At 39.0% G+C, this 18,617-nt stretch carries 20 protein-coding genes; all 20 read left to right on the top strand.

Going from position 1 to position 18,617, the window contains the following annotated elements; translation table 11 throughout:
- Positions 1 to 12 precede the first annotated feature (12 nt).
- The 20 genes from MMB68_RS02945 to trpA all read left to right on the top strand — a co-directional run bounded on the left by MMB68_RS02945 (position 13) and on the right by trpA (position 18,613).
- Positions 13 to 1,044 (top strand): NAD(P)H-dependent glycerol-3-phosphate dehydrogenase, encoded by a 1,032-nt coding sequence (locus tag MMB68_RS02945; RefSeq protein WP_050689707.1) that lies wholly within the window; start codon positions 13 to 15, stop codon positions 1,042 to 1,044.
- Between the two features lie 314 nt (positions 1,045 to 1,358).
- Entirely contained in the window at positions 1,359 to 1,562 is a 204-nt protein-coding gene (locus tag MMB68_RS02940) for a DUF2768 domain-containing protein (RefSeq protein ID WP_013059020.1), read from the top strand.
- A gap of 24 nt (positions 1,563 to 1,586) precedes the next feature.
- A complete protein-coding gene (locus tag MMB68_RS02935; protein ID WP_221812642.1) occupies positions 1,587 to 2,309 on the top strand; it encodes a hypothetical protein in 723 nt (240 codons plus the stop codon).
- 229 nt (positions 2,310 to 2,538) lie between these two features.
- Positions 2,539 to 4,017: a stage IV sporulation protein A gene (gene spoIVA, locus MMB68_RS02930; protein WP_013059017.1), complete on the top strand. Its 1,479-nt coding sequence runs from the start codon at positions 2,539 to 2,541 to the stop codon at positions 4,015 to 4,017.
- 373 nt (positions 4,018 to 4,390) lie between these two features.
- Positions 4,391 to 4,663, top strand: coding sequence for an HU family DNA-binding protein (locus MMB68_RS02925; RefSeq protein WP_013059016.1), 273 nt, complete (start codon positions 4,391 to 4,393; stop codon positions 4,661 to 4,663).
- A 148-nt stretch (positions 4,664 to 4,811) separates the two neighbouring features.
- Positions 4,812 to 5,378, top strand: a complete 567-nt coding sequence (gene folE / locus MMB68_RS02920) for a GTP cyclohydrolase I FolE (protein WP_013059015.1) — start codon at positions 4,812 to 4,814, stop codon at positions 5,376 to 5,378.
- Between the two features lie 25 nt (positions 5,379 to 5,403).
- A complete protein-coding gene (mtrB, locus tag MMB68_RS02915; protein ID WP_013059014.1) occupies positions 5,404 to 5,634 on the top strand; it encodes a trp RNA-binding attenuation protein MtrB in 231 nt (76 codons plus the stop codon).
- Positions 5,635 to 5,912: 278 nt separating this feature from the next.
- On the top strand, positions 5,913 to 6,707 hold the full coding sequence (locus MMB68_RS02910; RefSeq protein ID WP_221784507.1) for a heptaprenyl diphosphate synthase component 1: 795 nt from the start codon (positions 5,913 to 5,915) through the stop codon (positions 6,705 to 6,707).
- 4 nt (positions 6,708 to 6,711) lie between these two features.
- Positions 6,712 to 7,416, top strand: a complete 705-nt coding sequence (locus tag MMB68_RS02905; protein WP_013059012.1) for a demethylmenaquinone methyltransferase — start codon at positions 6,712 to 6,714, stop codon at positions 7,414 to 7,416.
- 81 nt (positions 7,417 to 7,497) lie between these two features.
- Positions 7,498 to 8,463, top strand: a complete 966-nt coding sequence (hepT, locus tag MMB68_RS02900) for a heptaprenyl diphosphate synthase component II (RefSeq protein WP_221812641.1) — start codon at positions 7,498 to 7,500, stop codon at positions 8,461 to 8,463.
- Between the two features lie 115 nt (positions 8,464 to 8,578).
- Positions 8,579 to 9,028, top strand: a complete 450-nt coding sequence (gene ndk, locus MMB68_RS02895) for a nucleoside-diphosphate kinase (protein ID WP_013059010.1) — start codon at positions 8,579 to 8,581, stop codon at positions 9,026 to 9,028.
- 211 nt (positions 9,029 to 9,239) lie between these two features.
- Complete coding sequence (locus MMB68_RS02890; protein ID WP_221812640.1) at positions 9,240 to 10,022, top strand: CheR family methyltransferase; 783 nt, start codon at positions 9,240 to 9,242, stop codon at positions 10,020 to 10,022.
- Between the two features lie 134 nt (positions 10,023 to 10,156).
- Positions 10,157 to 11,329 carry a chorismate synthase gene (gene aroC, locus MMB68_RS02885; RefSeq protein WP_221784504.1) on the top strand — a complete coding sequence of 391 codons (1,173 nt, stop codon included), beginning with the start codon at positions 10,157 to 10,159 and terminating at the stop codon, positions 11,327 to 11,329.
- Entirely contained in the window at positions 11,329 to 12,411 is a 1,083-nt protein-coding gene (aroB, locus tag MMB68_RS02880; protein WP_221812639.1) for a 3-dehydroquinate synthase, read from the top strand. Before aroC ends, aroB begins: the two co-directional genes overlap by 1 nt.
- 283 nt (positions 12,412 to 12,694) lie before the next feature.
- A complete protein-coding gene (gene trpE / locus MMB68_RS02875; protein ID WP_221784502.1) occupies positions 12,695 to 14,209 on the top strand; it encodes an anthranilate synthase component I in 1,515 nt (504 codons plus the stop codon).
- The gene (gene trpD / locus MMB68_RS02870; RefSeq protein WP_221784501.1) at positions 14,202 to 15,227 is read left to right on the top strand and encodes an anthranilate phosphoribosyltransferase; all 1,026 of its coding nucleotides are present in this window, start codon (positions 14,202 to 14,204) and stop codon (positions 15,225 to 15,227) included. Before trpE ends, trpD begins: the two co-directional genes overlap by 8 nt.
- On the top strand, positions 15,217 to 15,984 hold the full coding sequence (gene trpC, locus MMB68_RS02865) for an indole-3-glycerol phosphate synthase TrpC (RefSeq protein ID WP_221812638.1): 768 nt from the start codon (positions 15,217 to 15,219) through the stop codon (positions 15,982 to 15,984). The genes trpD and trpC overlap by 11 nt, the downstream gene beginning before the upstream one ends.
- Positions 15,974 to 16,600, top strand: a complete 627-nt coding sequence (locus MMB68_RS02860; protein ID WP_221812637.1) for a phosphoribosylanthranilate isomerase — start codon at positions 15,974 to 15,976, stop codon at positions 16,598 to 16,600. Before trpC ends, MMB68_RS02860 begins: the two co-directional genes overlap by 11 nt.
- Positions 16,597 to 17,811: a tryptophan synthase subunit beta gene (trpB, locus tag MMB68_RS02855; protein WP_221812636.1), complete on the top strand. Its 1,215-nt coding sequence runs from the start codon at positions 16,597 to 16,599 to the stop codon at positions 17,809 to 17,811. The genes MMB68_RS02860 and trpB overlap by 4 nt, the downstream gene beginning before the upstream one ends.
- Positions 17,798 to 18,613: a tryptophan synthase subunit alpha gene (gene trpA / locus MMB68_RS02850; RefSeq protein ID WP_013059001.1), complete on the top strand. Its 816-nt coding sequence runs from the start codon at positions 17,798 to 17,800 to the stop codon at positions 18,611 to 18,613. The genes trpB and trpA overlap by 14 nt, the downstream gene beginning before the upstream one ends.
- The last annotated feature ends 4 nt before the right edge of the window (positions 18,614 to 18,617 follow it).

The following is an 18,617-nucleotide window of genomic DNA, read 5'->3' as shown; positions in this document are numbered from 1 at the left end:
GATGTGATCGGCGTGGAAAGAATAGCTGTACTAGGAGCAGGGAGCTGGGGAACTGCATTAGCTTTCGTATTGGCGGAAAATGGACACGATGTTCGCATTTGGGGACATAGACAACAAGTCATTGATCAAATTAACGAGACGCATCAGAATGAAAAATATTTGCCTGGTGTAGAGCTTCCTCATCAGATTAAAGGTTTTACGTCATTAGAAAAGGCAATAGAGGGTGTTGAAACCCTTATTTTAGCTGTTCCAACGAAGGCCATTCGTGAAGTGTTGCAGCAGCTAAAATCCCTTACCGATGAACTGTTTACAATTGTTCATGTAAGTAAAGGGATTGAACCAGATTCTCTTTTACGTATATCTCAAATGATTCAAGAAGAAATTGATACAAAAGACATCGTTGTCTTATCAGGTCCGAGTCATGCTGAAGAAGTAAGTAGAAGGCAGCCGACAACCGTGACATCAGCTTCAACAAATATACAAGCAGCAGAAAAAGTGCAGGATTTATTTAATAATCAACAGTACTTCCGTGTTTATACGAATCCTGATGTGATTGGTGTGGAAATTGGGGGAGCGTTAAAAAATATTATTGCTCTTGCTGCTGGTATCACGGATGGACTTGGATATGGTGACAATGCGAAGGCCGCTCTTATGACTCGTGGCTTAGCTGAAATCGCTCGTTTAGGTACTGTGCTTGGTGCCAATCCTCTGACGTTCTCAGGTTTAACCGGGATTGGAGACTTGATTGTAACGTGTACAAGCGTTCATTCTCGAAATTGGCGCGCTGGTAATCTTCTTGGAAAAGGCAAAAATTTAGACGAAGTATTAGAAAATATGGGAATGGTTGTAGAAGGTGTACGCACGACGAAAGCAGCTTACCAGCTATCTCAAAAATATGACGTAAAAATGCCGATTGCTGATGCTTTATATAATGTACTGTTTAATGATGTGAAGGCAAAAGATGCAGTAGACGCGCTTATGTCTCGTACTAAAACACATGAAATGGAAGATTTAGCGAATGTTTTAGGAGAAAAATTAAATTAAGTGCAAAGAAATATGAAAAAATAGGCAATTGGTGATACCCAAAATCATTTACTTGCATAAAATAACGTGTAAATAAAGATGAGTAGAACTGTTAGTATGGGAATATTTAGTTATGATCGAAGCGAAGAGCCCCCTTCGCTTCGATTTTTTTATGTGAAAAAGCAGGAATTTGTCAATTTAATAGGAAAGTAATTACTATAGAGCTTGAATTACTGGAAGGTAAATAAATAGTGAATTTAGAAAGTTCTATCAATATCCATCTTAACTATAAGTCCTTATGTTATAATAACGGTGAAAAAAGGAGTGGATGCAATTTGTCGCCAGGTTTGTTAAAGATGTGGATTTCATTGGGTTCCATTGTATTTATGTTTATTTCGGTATTTTCTATTTACTTTAGTCGTTATAAAATTACGAACCGCATTGGTAAAATTGTACTCGCTTTCATTGCCTATTCGCTTATGATTGTAGCAGGTCTTATTATGGTAATTGTTGTATTCAGCGGGCCGACAGATGCTTAATGTACATATGGTAGGGTGAGGGAAATGAAAAAATTCATGCTAACGTCTATTGTTGGGTTAACCATTTTTGTATTATCCGGTTGTTTGTACCCGGCGGAAAGAATGTCTCAAAATCAAGTTCCTTATAAAGATCAAGTTGCTTCCGTGCAAACGGCGGTTGATCAATTTAAACAAGAAAGCGGAGGCTTATTGCCAATAAAAACGAAAGATATGGACACGCCAATTTATCAAAAATATCCGATTGACTTTACGAAAATTGTTCCTAGATACATGCAAGACGCACCTGGGAATTCGTATGAAAGCGGAGGGATATTTGCGTACGTAATTGTGGATGCAGAAACAAAGCCCACGGTTAAATTATTAGACTTACGGATGGCGGATACGATTCAAGATGTTAACGTACATTTGAATATATACCGTCAAAACCATAAAGGGTACGTACCGTTTAAAGACGTCATCGCTCCCGGCGTATTCTCTATTAATTATAAAAAATTGAATATGAAAGAGCCTCCTGTCGTTACTAGCCCATATACAGGGAATAGTCTTTCTTTAATTGTTAATGGACAGGGAGATGTATTTGTAGATTATCGTCCTGATTTGTATGACGCCATTCAAAAGCATAAAAGCTCCTATAAACCTGGTGAAGATATACGAAAGCTCCTTGTGGAAAACAGTGATTTTGTACCTGCTTACTCTCTTCCTTATACAGTCAACGATAAGAATGAACCAATATTTTTTAAAAAATAAGTCATGAACCCCTTCTCCTTGAATAATATTCAGAGAGAAGGGGTTTTCTCTTTCTTGTACACCAATAATGATAATCAGAATGACTAAGTCAGCATGTGCATGAAAAAAATCATAAATTTTTCTATCAAAAGTCATATTTTAATAGGACAACGTCATAACTATATAGTGTCCTAATTTACTCTCGCAATGGATGTCATATTCCATGAACTCATAGATCGGAGGGGATCTTTTGGAAAAGGTGGATGTATTTAAAGATATCGCTGAACGTACAGGAGGCGATATATATTTAGGTGTGGTGGGAGCAGTTCGAACAGGAAAATCTACATTTATTAAAAAATTTATGGAGCTGGTGGTCCTGCCTCACATCGAGAACGAGGCAGAAAGAGCTCGCACGCAAGATGAACTACCACAAAGTGCAGCTGGAAAAACGATTATGACAACTGAGCCGAAATTCGTACCGAATCAAGCAGTTAATGTTTTGGTAGATGACGGGCTAGAAGTTAACATACGGTTAGTAGATTGTGTAGGATATACGGTGCCTGGTGCTAAAGGGTACGAAGATGAAAACGGACCTCGAATGATCAATACACCTTGGTATGAAGAACCAATTCCATTTCACGAAGCGGCTGAAATTGGAACGAGAAAGGTAATTCAAGAACACTCAACGATTGGTGTCGTCATTACAACAGATGGCTCAATTGGAGATATACCTCGTCAAGATTACGTCGAAGCAGAAGAGCGCGTCATTAATGAGCTAAAAGAAGTAGGCAAACCATTTATCATGGTTATTAATACCGTACAGCCATATCATCCTGATACAGAAAAGCTTCGTGCAAAGCTTAATGAAAAATATGATATTCCAGTATTAGCGATGAGTGTGGAAAGCATGCGCGATACTGATGTGATGAACGTATTAAGAGAAGCACTCTACGAGTTTCCTGTATTAGAAGTCAACGTTAATCTACCAAGCTGGGTAATGGTTTTAAAAGATAAACATTGGCTGCGTGAAAGCTATCAAGAAGCCGTTAAAGAAACGGTAAAGGATATTAAGAGGCTGAGAGACGTTGAACGGGTAGTAGAGCAATTTAGCCAGTTTGAGTTTATCGATCAGGCTCGATTAGCCGGAATTGAAATGGGGCAGGGAATTGCCGAAATTGACTTATACGCTCCAGATGACTTATATGATCAGATTTTGAAAGAAATCGTGGGAGTAGAAATTCGCGGAAGAGATCATTTGCTGCAGTTAATGCAAGATTTTGTGCATGCAAAAACCGAGTATGATCAAGTCTCTGATGCCCTTCGTATGGTTAAACAAACGGGTTATGGTGTAGCTGCACCTTCGCTTTCGGATATGAGCCTTGATGAGCCTGAAATTATTCGCCAAGGATCGCGTTTTGGAGTTCGTTTAAAAGCAGTGGCACCTTCTATACACATGATTAAAGTGGATGTAGAATCAGAATTTGCGCCGATTATCGGAACGGAGAAGCAAAGCGAAGAATTAGTTCGTTATTTGATGCAAGACTTTGAAGATGATCCGCTTTCAATTTGGAATTCAGATATATTTGGCCGCTCTCTAAGTTCAATCGTAAGAGAAGGGATTCAAGGAAAGCTGTCGCTGATGCCTGAAAATGCGCGATATAAGTTAAAAGAAACGCTAGAACGGATTATTAACGAAGGATCCGGAGGTTTAATCGCGATTATTCTATAAGCATGTAACGTTAGGCTCCTCATAAAGGAGCCTCTTCTTTTTGGATAGATCATACAAAACTTTACATATATTGTGATAGATCGCGTGGTTATCCTATTCCTGCGTTATTTTCTGCTTGCTATGCCTTGTTCAATATGTTAATCTTTTAACAGAAATCGATCGATCATACTGTTTTCACTACATACATACGGCAGATGAATGAAAAACATTGAATTATTTAGTTCAATCGTTTATGATTAGGCTTGTCGATACATAGGTTATGTATAATATCCATTTGTTTTGTTAAAGAATGAGATATAACGAATTACTAGATTCCTTTTCTAACAAGGTTTTTAGTTATTATATGATCCGATTTTGGGAGGAGGTGAATGGCATGAACAAGACAGAATTAATTAATGCTGTTGCAGAAGCAAGTGAGCTTTCAAAAAAGGATGCTACAAAAGCAGTTGATGCTGTTTTCGATACAATTTTAGAAGCTTTAAAAGCTGAGGACAAAGTTCAACTTATCGGTTTTGGTAACTTCGAAGTACGTGAACGTGCTGCTCGTAAAGGACGCAATCCACAAACTGGCGAAGAAATCGAAATTCCTGCTAGCAAAGTTCCTGCATTCAAACCAGGTAAAGCTCTTAAAGATGCTGTAAAATAATATCTACATAAAATGGCTTTATTTACAGCCGTTGATGAAGAGCTTTGAAAGGTCGCACATTTGCGACCTTTCTTTTTTGCCTTTGGTATATACATATGCTAGAATTTTTTTCATAAAGTCGTAATGCAACGAATTGGAGGGCAACAACATGTCATCTGTAAATAAACCACAGATCGAACAAGCTGTGAGACTAATTTTAGAAGCAATTGGTGAAGATCCAAACCGTGAAGGATTATTAGATACACCAAAGCGAGTAGCTAAAATGTATGAGGAAGTCTTTTCCGGGTTAAATGAAGATCCAAAAGAGCATTTTAAAACAGTTTTTGGAGAAGATCATGAAGAGCTAGTGCTTGTAAAAGATATTCCTTTTTACTCTATGTGTGAACACCACTTAGTGCCTTTTTACGGAAAAGCTCATGTTGCGTATATTCCAAAAGGCGGACGAGTGACCGGTTTAAGTAAGCTAGCAAGAGCGGTAGAAGCTGTTGCGAAACGTCCTCAGCTTCAGGAGAGAATTACATCTACAGTGGCGGATTCTATTGTAGAAACATTAGAGCCGCACGGGGTAATGGTAGTAGTGGAAGCAGAGCACATGTGTATGACCATGCGAGGCATTAAAAAGCCTGGAGCTATGACAATCACTTCTGCTGTACGTGGAGTGTTAGAACACGATGCAAGTTCTAGAGCTGAAGTTTTATCACTGATTAAATCATAATGTGGACGATGAAGGAGAAGAGAATATGACACAAAAAGGAACGCCGGAGTATATTGTCATTAAAGCGGTCGAAGATGGAGTTAACGTAATTGGATTAACGCGAGGAGCAGATACGCGATTTCATCATTCAGAAAAACTAGATAAAGGCGAAGTAATGATTGCGCAGTTTACTGAGCATACATCCGCAATTAAAATTCGTGGCAAAGCCGTCATTCAGACTGTTCACGGAGAAATTGAATCCGATACGAAAAAATAAGCAGGGATTTTCCTGCTTTTATTTATATTTAAAATAAATGAATAAGAACAGGAAAAACATGGTGAAACTAAAAGCAATATCTTAAATTACTGTCTAATAAATCCAGATGGCATGTAGACGAACGGTGTTCAAGCGGATGAGCAGCTAAATGATTTAAACCGTGAAAAAGCTTCAAAAGAATTTAAAGGATATTTTATAATGTAATTATGTTATAATTGACACTATCGATTTGGAGTTAAAAGAACTTTAAACAAATAGTGATGGAAAGGGAGACAAGGATGATGAGCGTAAAAACCATCTATGATATTGTGGCCAACATGAAAGAACAGCTTCATGTTGAATTAAGTCATCCATATGTAAAAAAATATATTCATCATCCGCGTATTGATGAAAATAGATTACTGTACATGTGTTCGTTCTTAGATACTCTTTCAATGGAAGAAGAAAAAAAGAACAGCTCTGTGCTATCTGTGATGCTCGTTCAAACCGCACTTGATACCCACGATCTAGTCTCCACTCAAAATGTTAGCGGAAACGAAGGAAAGCTGCATGAGCGGCAGCTGGTAGTTTTGGCCGGAGATTATTACAGCGGCCTGTACTATTACTATTTAGCTCAAAGCAACCAGCTGAATTTAATGAAAGTTATAGCATCTGCTATTAAAGAAATTAATATCGCTAAGATACACATTTATAACAATCGCTCTACTAATCCACACGACGTTATGAATAGTTTTTTAACAGCAGAATCATCGTTTGTAAGATGCTTATGTGACTATTTTGAACGTGAAGAGTGGAAAGAACTTTTAAAACATGCAGCGTATTTGAACGGGATATTAAAGCAATTAAAGTCATTACAGCATAAAGAGCCTACTCTCTTGCTAAACTATTGCAAACAAATTGGCATGAATCAAGAACAAATAAAAGAATACCTTTATTCGTATACTCAACAGTCTGTAAATATTGTTAGAGGATACTTACGAAGTGAATTTGTGATGAATGAGTTTTTAAGAGAGCACTTAGATGAACTTACATCTAGCTTAGAAGTGCTGAAAAATGTCGTAGGAGAAGGATAGAGATATGCAGCAATCAAAAGAACAGCGTGTCCATGGCGTATTTGAAAAAATATACAAAAATTATGATCAAATGAATTCTGTTATTAGTTTTCAGCGTCATAAGGCATGGCGCAAAGATACGATGAAGCGAATGAATGTTCAAAAAGGAACAAAAGCTTTAGATGTTTGTTGCGGAACTGCGGATTGGACGCTAGCTATGGCTGAAGCAGTTGGAGAAACAGGAGAGGCAGTTGGCCTGGATTTCAGTCAGAATATGCTAAAGATTGGTGAAGAGAAAGTAAAAAACTCACCTTTTTCAAACATTACCTTACTACATGGCAATGCAATGGAGCTTCCTTTTGAAGATAATTCATTTGACTATGTAACGATTGGATTCGGACTGCGCAACGTGCCCGATTACCTTCAAGTGTTAAAGGAAATGCAGCGCGTCGTGAAACCTGGCGGAAAAGTGGTTTGCCTTGAAACGTCTCAGCCCACGATGATTGGCTACCGACAAATGTACTTGCTTTATTTTAAGTATATTATGCCTGCGCTTGGAAAGATGGTCGCTAAAAGCTATGACGAATATTCATGGCTTCAAGAGTCAGCTAGGGACTTTCCAGGTCAAAAGCAATTGGCTGATATGTTCCGTGAAGCCGGTTTGACAGATGTTGAAGTGAAATCTTACACAGGTGGAGTAGCAGCGATGCATCTAGGGTACAAACGATAAAAGAGAAAAAGCTTGTCCTACAGGTGCAACAGCCTGTAGGATAAGGAGTAAAGAATGAATATATAATGCAAGGTGAGTCCAATGAAACTAAAAATGATGTACGCTTTTTTGAATACGGATATTACCCTTATTGAAAAAGAACTTGAACAAACTGTTCATACCGATGAAACACTTATCACAGATGCTTCTCTTCACCTTTTACAAGCAGGGGGGAAACGAATTCGCCCTGTATTTGTTTTGTTGGCAGCTAAATTTGGGCATTACAACATCGACCGAATCAAACATGTGGCAGTAGCGCTTGAGCTGATTCATATGGCGTCTCTTGTCCATGATGATGTTATTGATGACGCTGATAAGCGACGCGGAAAACCAACAATTAAGGCAAAATGGGACAATCGTATTGCTATGTATACAGGGGATTACATCTTTGCTCGTGCGCTTGAAGTTATGAGTGAGGTTAAAGATGTGGAAGCACATAAAATTTTATCTAATACGATGGTGGAATTAACACTGGGTGAAATTGAACAGATTAAGGACAAATACAACCTAAACCAAAACTTACGCGTGTATCTGCGTAGAATTAAACGTAAAACGGCACTGCTAATTGCTGCAAGCTGTCAGTTAGGTGCAATTGCAGCGGGAGCTCCTGAAGATATACATAAACGTTTATTTTGGTTTGGATATTACGTGGGAATGTCATTTCAAATTACCGATGACATTTTAGATTTTATTTCATCAGAAGAACAGCTTGGGAAACCAGTTGGCAGCGACTTACTGCAAGGAAATATTACGCTGCCAGTTTTGTATGCCATTGAAAATGCTGAGTTTCGAGATAAAGTAGAACAGCTTTTCGAGAGGGAATATGAGCAAGAGCTGATCAATGAAATTATTTCTGATATTAAATCTTCTAACGCCATTGAACGTTCATTTGAGATGAGCGATCGTTATCTGCAAAAAGCGATGAGCATTTTAGAAGAACTGCCGCCAAACAAGGCGAAAAAAACGCTGCATCAAATTGCGAAGTACATTGGAAAACGGAAATTTTGATTTATTTACTTTCATAAGTTGTAAACTGCTCGAAACAATGTTAATATCTTCATGAGGTGTGATTGCGCTTTCAAAACTTGTTTACATATCATGAACTTCAGGGGTGGAGAGTAAAATGATACAAAAAACGTTTTTAATGGTCAAACCAGACGGGGTACAAAGAAGCATTATTGGTGAGGTTATTTCTCGCTTTGAGAAAAAAGGTTTTCAATTAGTTGGAGCTAAGCTTATGCATATTTCGCAGGAATTAGCTGAAACACACTACGGTGAACATAAAGAGAAACCTTTCTTCGGTGAGTTAGTGAAATTTATCACATCAGGTCCAGTTTTTGCTATGGTATGGGAAGGTGAAAACGTGATTTCAGTATCACGTCAAATGGTGGGAAAAACTAACCCTCAAGAAGCGCTTCCTGGAACTATTCGAGGTGATTATGGACTGATTGTCGATAAGAATATTATTCACGGCTCAGATTCACCAGAGAGTGCGGAGCGTGAAATCAGCTTATTCTTTGAAAGTGAAGAGCTGACTTTCTATAAAAAAGACGCAGACGCTTGGATTTACTAATTTAGATAGCGCAAAGAGACGAATGAATTTTCATTCGTCTTTTTTATTGTGTTTATAAATAGGCTTCTAGGCTATTAAGTGCAAAGATTTCCCTACATAAACATTTTCATAATGTATTCCGATATATTAATAAGAAGATAAGCGTATATAAAGGTTTTATTTCTTTATACGTCTAGCATCAACGTATAGAAATAAGAAAGGAGAGTCAAAAATGATAGATGAATACGACGCGTTTGTGGAGAAAATAAAAACAAAAACAGGCATTGATTTATCACTATATAAGCAGTCTCAAATGCAACGCCGCCTTACCTCCCTATATGAAAAAAAAGGTTTTTCTAGTTTTTTTGAATATTATCAAGCAATGAACAGTAACAACGAACTGCTTGAGGAGTTTTTAGATCGGATGACGATTAACGTGTCAGAGTTTTATCGCAACTATCAGCGGTGGGATATATTGGAGAAGAAAATTTTACCGACTCTTGTAAAAGGAAAAACAGACCTGAAAGTGTGGAGCGCTGCCTGTTCAACAGGGGAAGAGCCATATACACTAGCGATGGTTTTATCAACATTTTTTCCGCTTTCGCGTATTTCTATATTGGCGACCGATTTGGATGAAAAAGTGATAGAAAAAGCAAAAACAGGCTTTTATGATGAACGTTCACTTCAGGAAATGCCTGTTTTGATGAAAAATAAGTACTTTCAACAAAGAGGAACCGGGTACTTATTAGATGAAAAAATCAAAAAAACAGTTGTTTTTCAAAAACATAACTTACTGTCAGACTCTTTTCCAAAAAACGTTGACTTGATTGTTTGTCGCAATGTGCTTATTTATTTTACAGATGAAGCTAAGCATGCTTTATATGAAAAATTCAGCAGAGATTTAGCACCTGGCGGCATCTTATTTGTAGGTAGCACAGAACAGGTTTTTACTCCGCAAAAGTATGGATTTGAAACGGCTGATACGTTTTTTTACAGAAAAGTAAAGACCATTTAATCGAGACAACCTAAAGCGGTTTCTTAAAAGGTAGGGTGAAACTTTTTGTACATTCTTATGTTATAGTATGGTATAGTCATATTTAAAAATGGAAAAATTCTGACGAATAATACATATTAAGCGGAGGTACGATTATGCGATATTTAACAGCAGGAGAATCACATGGTCCACAGTTGACTACTATTTTAGAGGGTGTGCCGGCAGGGCTTCCTTTAACAGCCGAAGACATCAATACAGATTTAGCGCGAAGACAAAAAGGTCATGGTCGCGGAAGACGTATGCAAATTGAAAAAGATCAAGCGGAAATTTTAAGCGGTGTCCGCCACGGCTATACGTTAGGGTCTCCTATTACGTTAGCGGTAGAAAATAACGACTGGAAACACTGGACAAAAATTATGGGCATCGAGCCAATTTCTGAAGAAGAATCAGAAGAAGTAAAGCGTAAAATCTCAAGACCAAGACCAGGGCATGCCGATTTAAACGGCGCTATCAAATATGGCCATCGCGATATGAGAAATGTATTAGAACGTTCTTCAGCTCGTGAAACAACTGTAAGGGTAGCAGCAGGTGCTGTGGCTCGTCAAATCCTTGCTCAGTTCGGGATTTCTGTAGCTGGACATGTATTAGAAATTGGCGGGGTACAGGCAAATCCGCCTCAATACAAAAGCTTAGAGGAACTTCAAGAAGTCACTGAAGCTTCTCCAGTAAGATGTTTTGACTCAGCTGTTGAGAAAGACATGATGCAAGCAATCGATGATGCTAAGAAAAACGGCGATTCTATCGGAGGCGTAGTAGAAGTTATTATTGAAGGCGTGCCAGCAGGAGTAGGCAGCTATGTTCATTACGATCGTAAATTAGATGCGAAGATTGCTGCAGCTGTTATGAGTATCAATGCATTTAAAGGCGTTGAGTTTGGGATTGGATTTGAAGCGGCTCGCAGACCAGGAAGCGAAGTTCATGACGAAATTCTATGGGATGAAAAGAATGGATATACCCGTAAAACAAACAACTTAGGCGGCTTTGAAGGCGGCATGACAACAGGTATGCCAATTGTAGTACGCGGTGTAATGAAACCTATTCCAACGCTTTACAAGCCGTTAAAAAGTGTTGATATTGAAACAAAAGAAGCCTTCGAGGCAAGCATCGAACGTTCAGACAGCTGCGCTGTGCCGGCGGCAAGCGTTGTCGCAGAAGCCGTTGTAGCTTGGGAATTGGCTAATGCGCTAATCGAACAGTTTGGACAAGACCGAATTGATTTAATTGCTGAAAATATTGAGAAAATGCGTGCGCATGCGAGGGAGTTTTAATGTTGCAAATTGATATTCAAACTTTATCCAAAACATATCCTCTTTATTTAGGAAATGGATTAATTGAAAAGCTGCCTTCTATTGTCGAGAGTGTAAAACCTAATCTGTCTTCCGTGTTAATCATCACCGATTCAGCCGTAGATTCATATTATGGAGAAGCGGTTGTAAAAGCGATTGAGACGCAGTTTAAAGTGGCTAAATACGTAGTGCCAAGCGGTGAACATGCAAAGTCATTTCAACATTACTACGATTGTCAGACATTTGCACTCGAGCAGCAGCTTGACCGCAATGCGCTCGTTATTGCTTTCGGCGGAGGGGTAGTTGGCGATTTAGCTGGATTTGTAGCCGCTACATACATGAGAGGTGTTTCTTTTATTCAAGTGCCAACGACGCTTCTTGCTCACGACAGTGCTGTAGGCGGTAAAGTAGCCATTAATCATGAGCTTGGAAAAAATATGATTGGCGCTTTTTATCAGCCTGAAGCGGTTGTTTATGATATTGATCTTCTTAAAACGCTTCCTGAAAGAGAATGGCGTTCCGGTTTTGCAGAAGTGATTAAACACGCTTTTATTCACGACGAAGCTTTTTACGAATGGCTTCAGCAAAATATACAATCGCTGACTGATTTACAAGATGAAAAATTAATTTATGCTATTCAAAGCGGTATTTTAGTCAAAGCATCTGTTGTAAAAGAAGATGAGACAGAAGCTGGCGTTCGCGCCCATCTGAACTTTGGACATACGCTAGGTCATGCGATCGAAGCAGAGTGCGGCTATGGACAAATCAGCCACGGAGAAGGCGTTGCGATTGGTATGCTGTTTGCTATGAAAGTCAGCAATGTTCTTGGGAAAAGTCAGTTCCCTGTGGACGACATTGCAAAATGGTTTGAAAAATTTGGCTACAAGACTTCTGTCCCAAACCATCTTTCAGCTGAAAAACTGCTCGTAAGAATGAAAGCGGACAAGAAGTCTAAATCAAGCAATGTTCACATGGTACTGCTTGAAGGCATAGGCAGGCCTTTTGTTCAACAAGTAGAAGATGAAGTGATTCTTAAACTGCTGAATGAAGAGCTTCAAGCTTAGTTTCGTCTAAAGCCAAGTAGATAGTAGTTGACAAATGAATTTGAAACGTACTACAATTGGTAACAAGTTAGTTTAGAGATTTTAGTTATGAGAAAACAATAGACAGTTTAGTTGAGATTAGGGTAGACGAGAATGAGACAGTTGAGCAGAGTTTAGTTGAGTGAATTTTACCATTCGTATACCCAAAGGCCCATTTTTGATGTGTCTTTGGGTTTATTTATTATATCCTCTTTTATATAACCTCATCTATTCTCATTCTCCATGAAATGGAGGATTGAAAGATATGACGAACACGTATACTTCTTTTTTAGAAGACTCTACAAAGTATTTAACCATTCCAATCATAAAAAAAATATTTATCGATAGCATGACACCTGTTGATCTTTTTCAACAAGTAAAAGATGAAGCCGTATATTTGCTTGAAAGTAATGATGAATCATCACCATGGTCCAATTATTCTTTTATTGGCTTAAACCCATTTTTGTATGTTGAGGAAGAAAACGGAACCTATCTAGCAAAAAACAAGCAGCTTCAGCCTGTGCTGCAAGGAGACAGCTTTAAAGAGGTGTTTTGTAAAATTCAGCAAGAGCTGAAAGTGAAAGTACCAGACCTTGCACTTCCTTTTAAAGGAGGAGCAGTAGGGTTTATCAGCTACGACGCAGTATCGCAAATTGAAAAAGTAAACGTACATGCCCAAAACGATTTGAACATGCCTACTTTTCACTTTATCTATTGTCAAACGATGCTTGCTTATAATCATCAAACAAAAGAGCTTATGGTGATTCATTACATTCAGCTTGATGAGCAAGATAAAGAACAGCAAAAAAAAGAAAAACATGATGAAGCTCTAGCAGAGATCAATAGATATGTTGAAAGAATAGCGCAGACGGTGAAAGAAAAGCCAATGATGTTTGAAAGTGAGCAGCGCGAAGTTAGCTTTGAAGGCGTGACATCGTCCTACCAAAAAGATAAATTTGTGCAAGATGTGGAAAAAATTAAGGAATATATTAAAAGCGGAGATGTTTTTCAAGCTGTATTGTCGCAGAGATTTCAAATTGATACGACCGTAGCTGGATTTGATATTTACAGAGTATTGCGATTAGTTAATCCATCTCCTTATTTATTTTACGTGAAAGTAAAGGGAGTGGAGTTGATCGGAAGTTCCCCTGAGCGATTGATTCAAATTGAAAACGGCCATTTAGAAATTCATCCGATTGCAGGAACGAGAAGACGCGGCAAGGATGCAGAAGAAGATGCGCGCTTATACGAAGACTTAATTAACGATGAAAAAGAGCGGGCAGAACACTATATGCTCGTGGACTTAGCAAGAAATGACATCGGCCGAGTTGCACAGTATGGAAGTGTCCAAACACCAGTATTAATGCAGCAGGTTAACTTTTCGCACGTCATGCACTTGATTTCTAAAGTGACAGGACGCCTTGATGAACAAGTACATCCCATTGATGCGCTGCTTTCTGCATTTCCAGCGGGTACCGTATCTGGCGCTCCAAAAGTGCGAGCGATGCAAATCTTAAATGAAATTGAACCAGTTGCGCGAAATGTATATGCAGGAACCGTAGCATATCTCGGATTTGATGGAAACATTGATTCGTGCATTGCGATTCGTACCATTCTTTTGAAAGACCAAACCGCTTATATACAGGCTGGAGCAGGAGTGGTTGCTGACTCAAAACCGGAGCTTGAGTGGAAAGAAACCCGCAATAAAGCTAGCGCTTTAATTAAAACAATTCAATTAGCTCAAGACATCTACGATAAAAAGGAGGATGTATATGTTTAAAGAATTGTTAAAAAAGTGTTTGCGCGGCGAGTCACTTTCAGCGGAAGAAGCAGAAAAAATTATGAATGATATTATGAACGGTAAAGTCCCGGCAGCTCAAATTGCTAGCGTGCTAACCATTTTAACGTACCGAGGAGAAACCGTCGATGAAATTGTTGGTTTTGTCCGGGGTATGAAAAACAATATGAATGCTATTTCTCTAGAAGAATTAAACGTAGTAGATACGTGCGGTACGGGAGGAGACGGCGCCTCTACGTTTAATATTTCGACGGCTAGTGCGATTGTGGCATCTGCTGCTGGAGTAAAGGTTGCGAAACATGGGAATCGCGCGGTGTCTTCTAAAAGCGGAAGTGCAGACGTGTTAGAACATCTAGATATATGGATTCAAGGAAATGAAAAAGAAGTGAAAAATGCGGTGTCTGACCTCAACATGTCCTTTTTATTTGCGCCGCTTTATCACCCTGCTATGAAGCACGTTGCTGCTACTCGAAAGGAATTAGGGTTTAGAACCGTTTTTAATGCATTAGGTCCGTTAGCAAACCCTACTAACTGCACAAAGCAAGTAATTGGCGTTTATTCTATTGAGCTTGCACGGAAATTAGCAGAAGCGCTTGTTGTACTGGGAGCTAACCACGTCCTGCTTGTTGCGGGCAGAGATGGTTTAGATGAAATTAGTGCCACGGATGTAACGGATATTGTAGAAGTGCAAGACAATGTTATTACAGAATATACGCTTGCACCAGAGGATGTACACTTACAGAGAGGGAAGCTTGGAGACTTGGTGGTAGAAGACGCGAAATCGAGTGCAGAGCTCATTGAATCGCTATTTTTAAATAAAAGTAATGTAACTGCTAAAAATGCAGTCGTGTTGAACTCTGCTGCAGCTATTTACGTTAGCGGAAACGTTTCTACTTTTGAAGAAGGAGTAGCTGTAGCTTTAGAAACAATTGAATCAGGTGCTGCATACACGCAATTACAACGATTGAAATCGAAAAAGGTGGTTGAACATGCTCAATAAAATTATTGAAACAAAAAAAGAAGAAATTCAAAACCTACAGTTACCCGAACAGCAAAATGTTACAAAACGATCATTTTTAGAAGCTTTATCAAATCCGAATCGAGAGCTGGCTCTTATTGCAGAAGTAAAAAAAGCCTCTCCTTCCAAAGGATTAATAAAAGAGAATTTTCAGCCTGTGGAAATTGCTAAAGCCTACGAGGAAGGAAAAGCAGATGCTTTGTCTGTGTTAACGGATCAGCACTATTTTCAAGGACATCAAACGTTTTTAAGTGATATTAAACAGCATGTCTCTATTCCTGTGCTTCGCAAGGATTTCATCATTGATTCCATTCAAGTGGAAGAAAGTGCAAGAATCGGTGCCGATGCTATTTTACTCATTGGAGAAGCACTTGAACCATTAAAATTGCAAGAGCTTTATCTTCAAGCTGCTGAAAAAGAGTTAGATTGTTTAGTAGAAGTGCATTCTTTAGAAACGCTTGAACAGCTGTTAGCTGTATTTACACCGAAGATTATCGGAATTAATAATCGAAATCTTCACACGTTTGAAACCAGCGTGCAGCAGACAAAAGAAATCGCTAAGCACGTGCCGAAAGATCAGCTTTTAGTAAGTGAAAGCGGCATTTACTTATACGATGATGTTTCCTACGTAAAAGAAGCCGGAGCAAAAGCTATTTTAGTAGGAGAATCGCTTATGAGACAGGATAATCAAACCAAAGCGATTGAAAAGCTGTTTGGGGAAAGTGAATATGCTTATTAAGTACTGCGGGATTCGATCAAAACAAGATATAGCTTTAATCGAAAAGTCGGCTGCTACTCACATTGGCTTTATTTTCTACCCTAAAAGTAAACGATATGTAAAGCCTGAACGAGTAAATGAGTTTGTAACGGATGAAATAAAAAAACAAGTCTCGCTAGTAGGGGTATTTGTTAATACACCGGTGGATCACATACTTAAAATTGCCTCCGTGACAAATTTAGATGTGATTCAGTGCCACGGGCAAGAAACAGCTGCTGAAGTACGTGAGTTAAAGCAGCGTGGATATGAAGTATGGAAAGCGCTCCCGCACAATAAAGATACGCTGCAGCAAATGCATGTATATGAAGAAGCTGACGGTTATGTAATTGACAGCAAGGTTAAAGAACAATTCGGAGGAACGGGCGTCGCTTTTGATTGGAGCTTCGTTCCTCAGTATGAATCAGCTGCACGAAAGTTAGGTAAAAAATGCTTTATTGCTGGAGGAATCAATGCTTTTAACATTGAGAACTTGTTACCCTACAAGCCTGGGGCGATTGATATTTCTGGCGGTATTGAAACAAATGGAACGAAGGACTATACAAAAATTATAGAGATTGAAAGGAAGATCATACTATGACATACAATCATCCTGATGAATTTGGCCGCTTTGGTGAATTTGGCGGAAAATACGTACCTGAAACATTAATGAAACCGCTTGAAGAAGTAGAAGCAGCTTTGAATCAAGCAATGAAAGATCCGGCATTTAAAGATGAGTATCTATCCTTACTCGTCAATTACTCAGGGCGACCAACAGCTTTAACATATGCTGATAATATTACCGAAACACTCGGCGGGGCAAAAATTTATTTAAAACGTGAAGACTTAAATCATACGGGTGCTCACAAAATCAATAATGCCATTGGACAGATTTTACTTGCTAAACGTATGGGCAAAACAAAAATTATTGCTGAAACAGGAGCAGGTCAGCACGGGGTAGCCACAGCTACAGTAGCTGCAAAGTTCGGAATGGAATGCAAAGTATTCATGGGAGAAGAAGATATTGAACGCCAGGCGTTGAACGTTTTTCGCATGAAACTTCTAGGAGCGGAAGTCATTCCTGCAACTTCTGGAACAAAAACGCTAAAAGATGCAACAAATGAAGCAATTCGCTACTGGGTTCAACATTGTGAAGATCATTTTTACTTAATTGGTTCGGCCATTGGACCGCATCCTTATCCTAAAATGGTTCGAGATTTCCAAAAAATTATTGGAGAAGAAGCAAAAGAACAGTTTACAGCGGTAGAAGGCAAACTTCCGAATGCTGTGGTGGCATGCGTCGGAGGCGGCAGTAATGCAATCGGCATGTTTTATCATTTTATTAAAGAAGAAAATGTACGCTTGATCGGCGTAGAAGCAGGAGGGAAAGGACTAAATACAGCCCTTCATGCTGCTAAAATGGCTAAAGGTACAAAAGGTGTTATTCACGGAACGCTCACGTATTTACTTCAAGATGAAAATGGTCAAATTACAGAGCCTTATTCTATTTCAGCAGGTTTGGATTATCCAGGTATCGGTCCAGAGCATTCTCACCTTTCATCTATTGGACGAGTAGAATATGAAAGTGTAACGGATGATGAGTCAATCGAAGCTCTTCAGCTGCTGGCGAAAACAGAGGGAATCATCCCGGCTATTGAGTCCGCCCATGCGCTGGCAAAAGCATTTGAACTGGCTAAAAGCATGACGAAAGAAGAAACAATTTTAATTTGCTTGTCAGGTCGAGGAGATAAGGACGTTCATACATTAGTAAACTTGCTAGAAGGGAAGGAAGAAGAACATGAATACGTTTGAAGCGAGACTACCTAAACACGAAACATTGTTTATTCCATTTATTACAGCAGGAGATCCTCATGAAGATGCAACGGTGGATATTGCTTTGTCTTTGCAAAAGCAAGGTGCTTCTATTTTAGAGCTGGGCGTACCATATTCCGACCCTTTAGCAGATGGTCCAATTATTCAAGAGGCGTCCAAAAGAGCTTTATCTGGCGGTATGTCTATTTCAAAAGCCATTAAGCTTGTATCGGTGATGAGAAAAAAAGGTGTGAAAATACCGGTAATTCTCTTTACCTATTTTAATCCTGTGTTACAATTAGGTTTAGAATCCTTTTTCGCGTTAATGCGAGAAAATGAAATAGATGGAGTGCTAATTCCGGATTTACCGTACGAAGAGAGTGGCCGTATCCGGGAGCTTGCCGCTGAAAATGAAGTTGCGTACATTTCAATGGTTGCTCCTACATCTAAAGAGCGTATTCAAAAAATCGCTGCAGATGCAACGGGGTTCTTATACTGCGTGTCGTCTTTAGGCGTTACTGGGGTTCGCTCTACGTTGCCAGCTGATATTGGAACCTTTTTAGAAGATGTGAAAGCAGCAGCTTCTATACCGGTTGCCGTCGGTTTTGGGATTTCAACAAGTGAACAAGTAGAGGTGTTAAAAGAACATAGCGACGGCATTGTAATTGGAAGTGCAATTGTTAATAAAATTGGCCAGCTCGAACAAGTTCTTTTAAATAAGGATACACGCCGAGACGGATTAAATCAAATTGAGGAGTATGTTGCATCCATCGTTTCGCCTATACAAAAATGCGAGGTGTAACACG

Origin of the sequence: Priestia sp. Y58, assembly GCF_029522095.1 — a bacterium.
GTDB lineage: Bacteria > Bacillota > Bacilli > Bacillales > Bacillaceae_H > Priestia > Priestia megaterium_E.
This window is presented reverse-complemented; position numbering and strand designations above follow the sequence as displayed.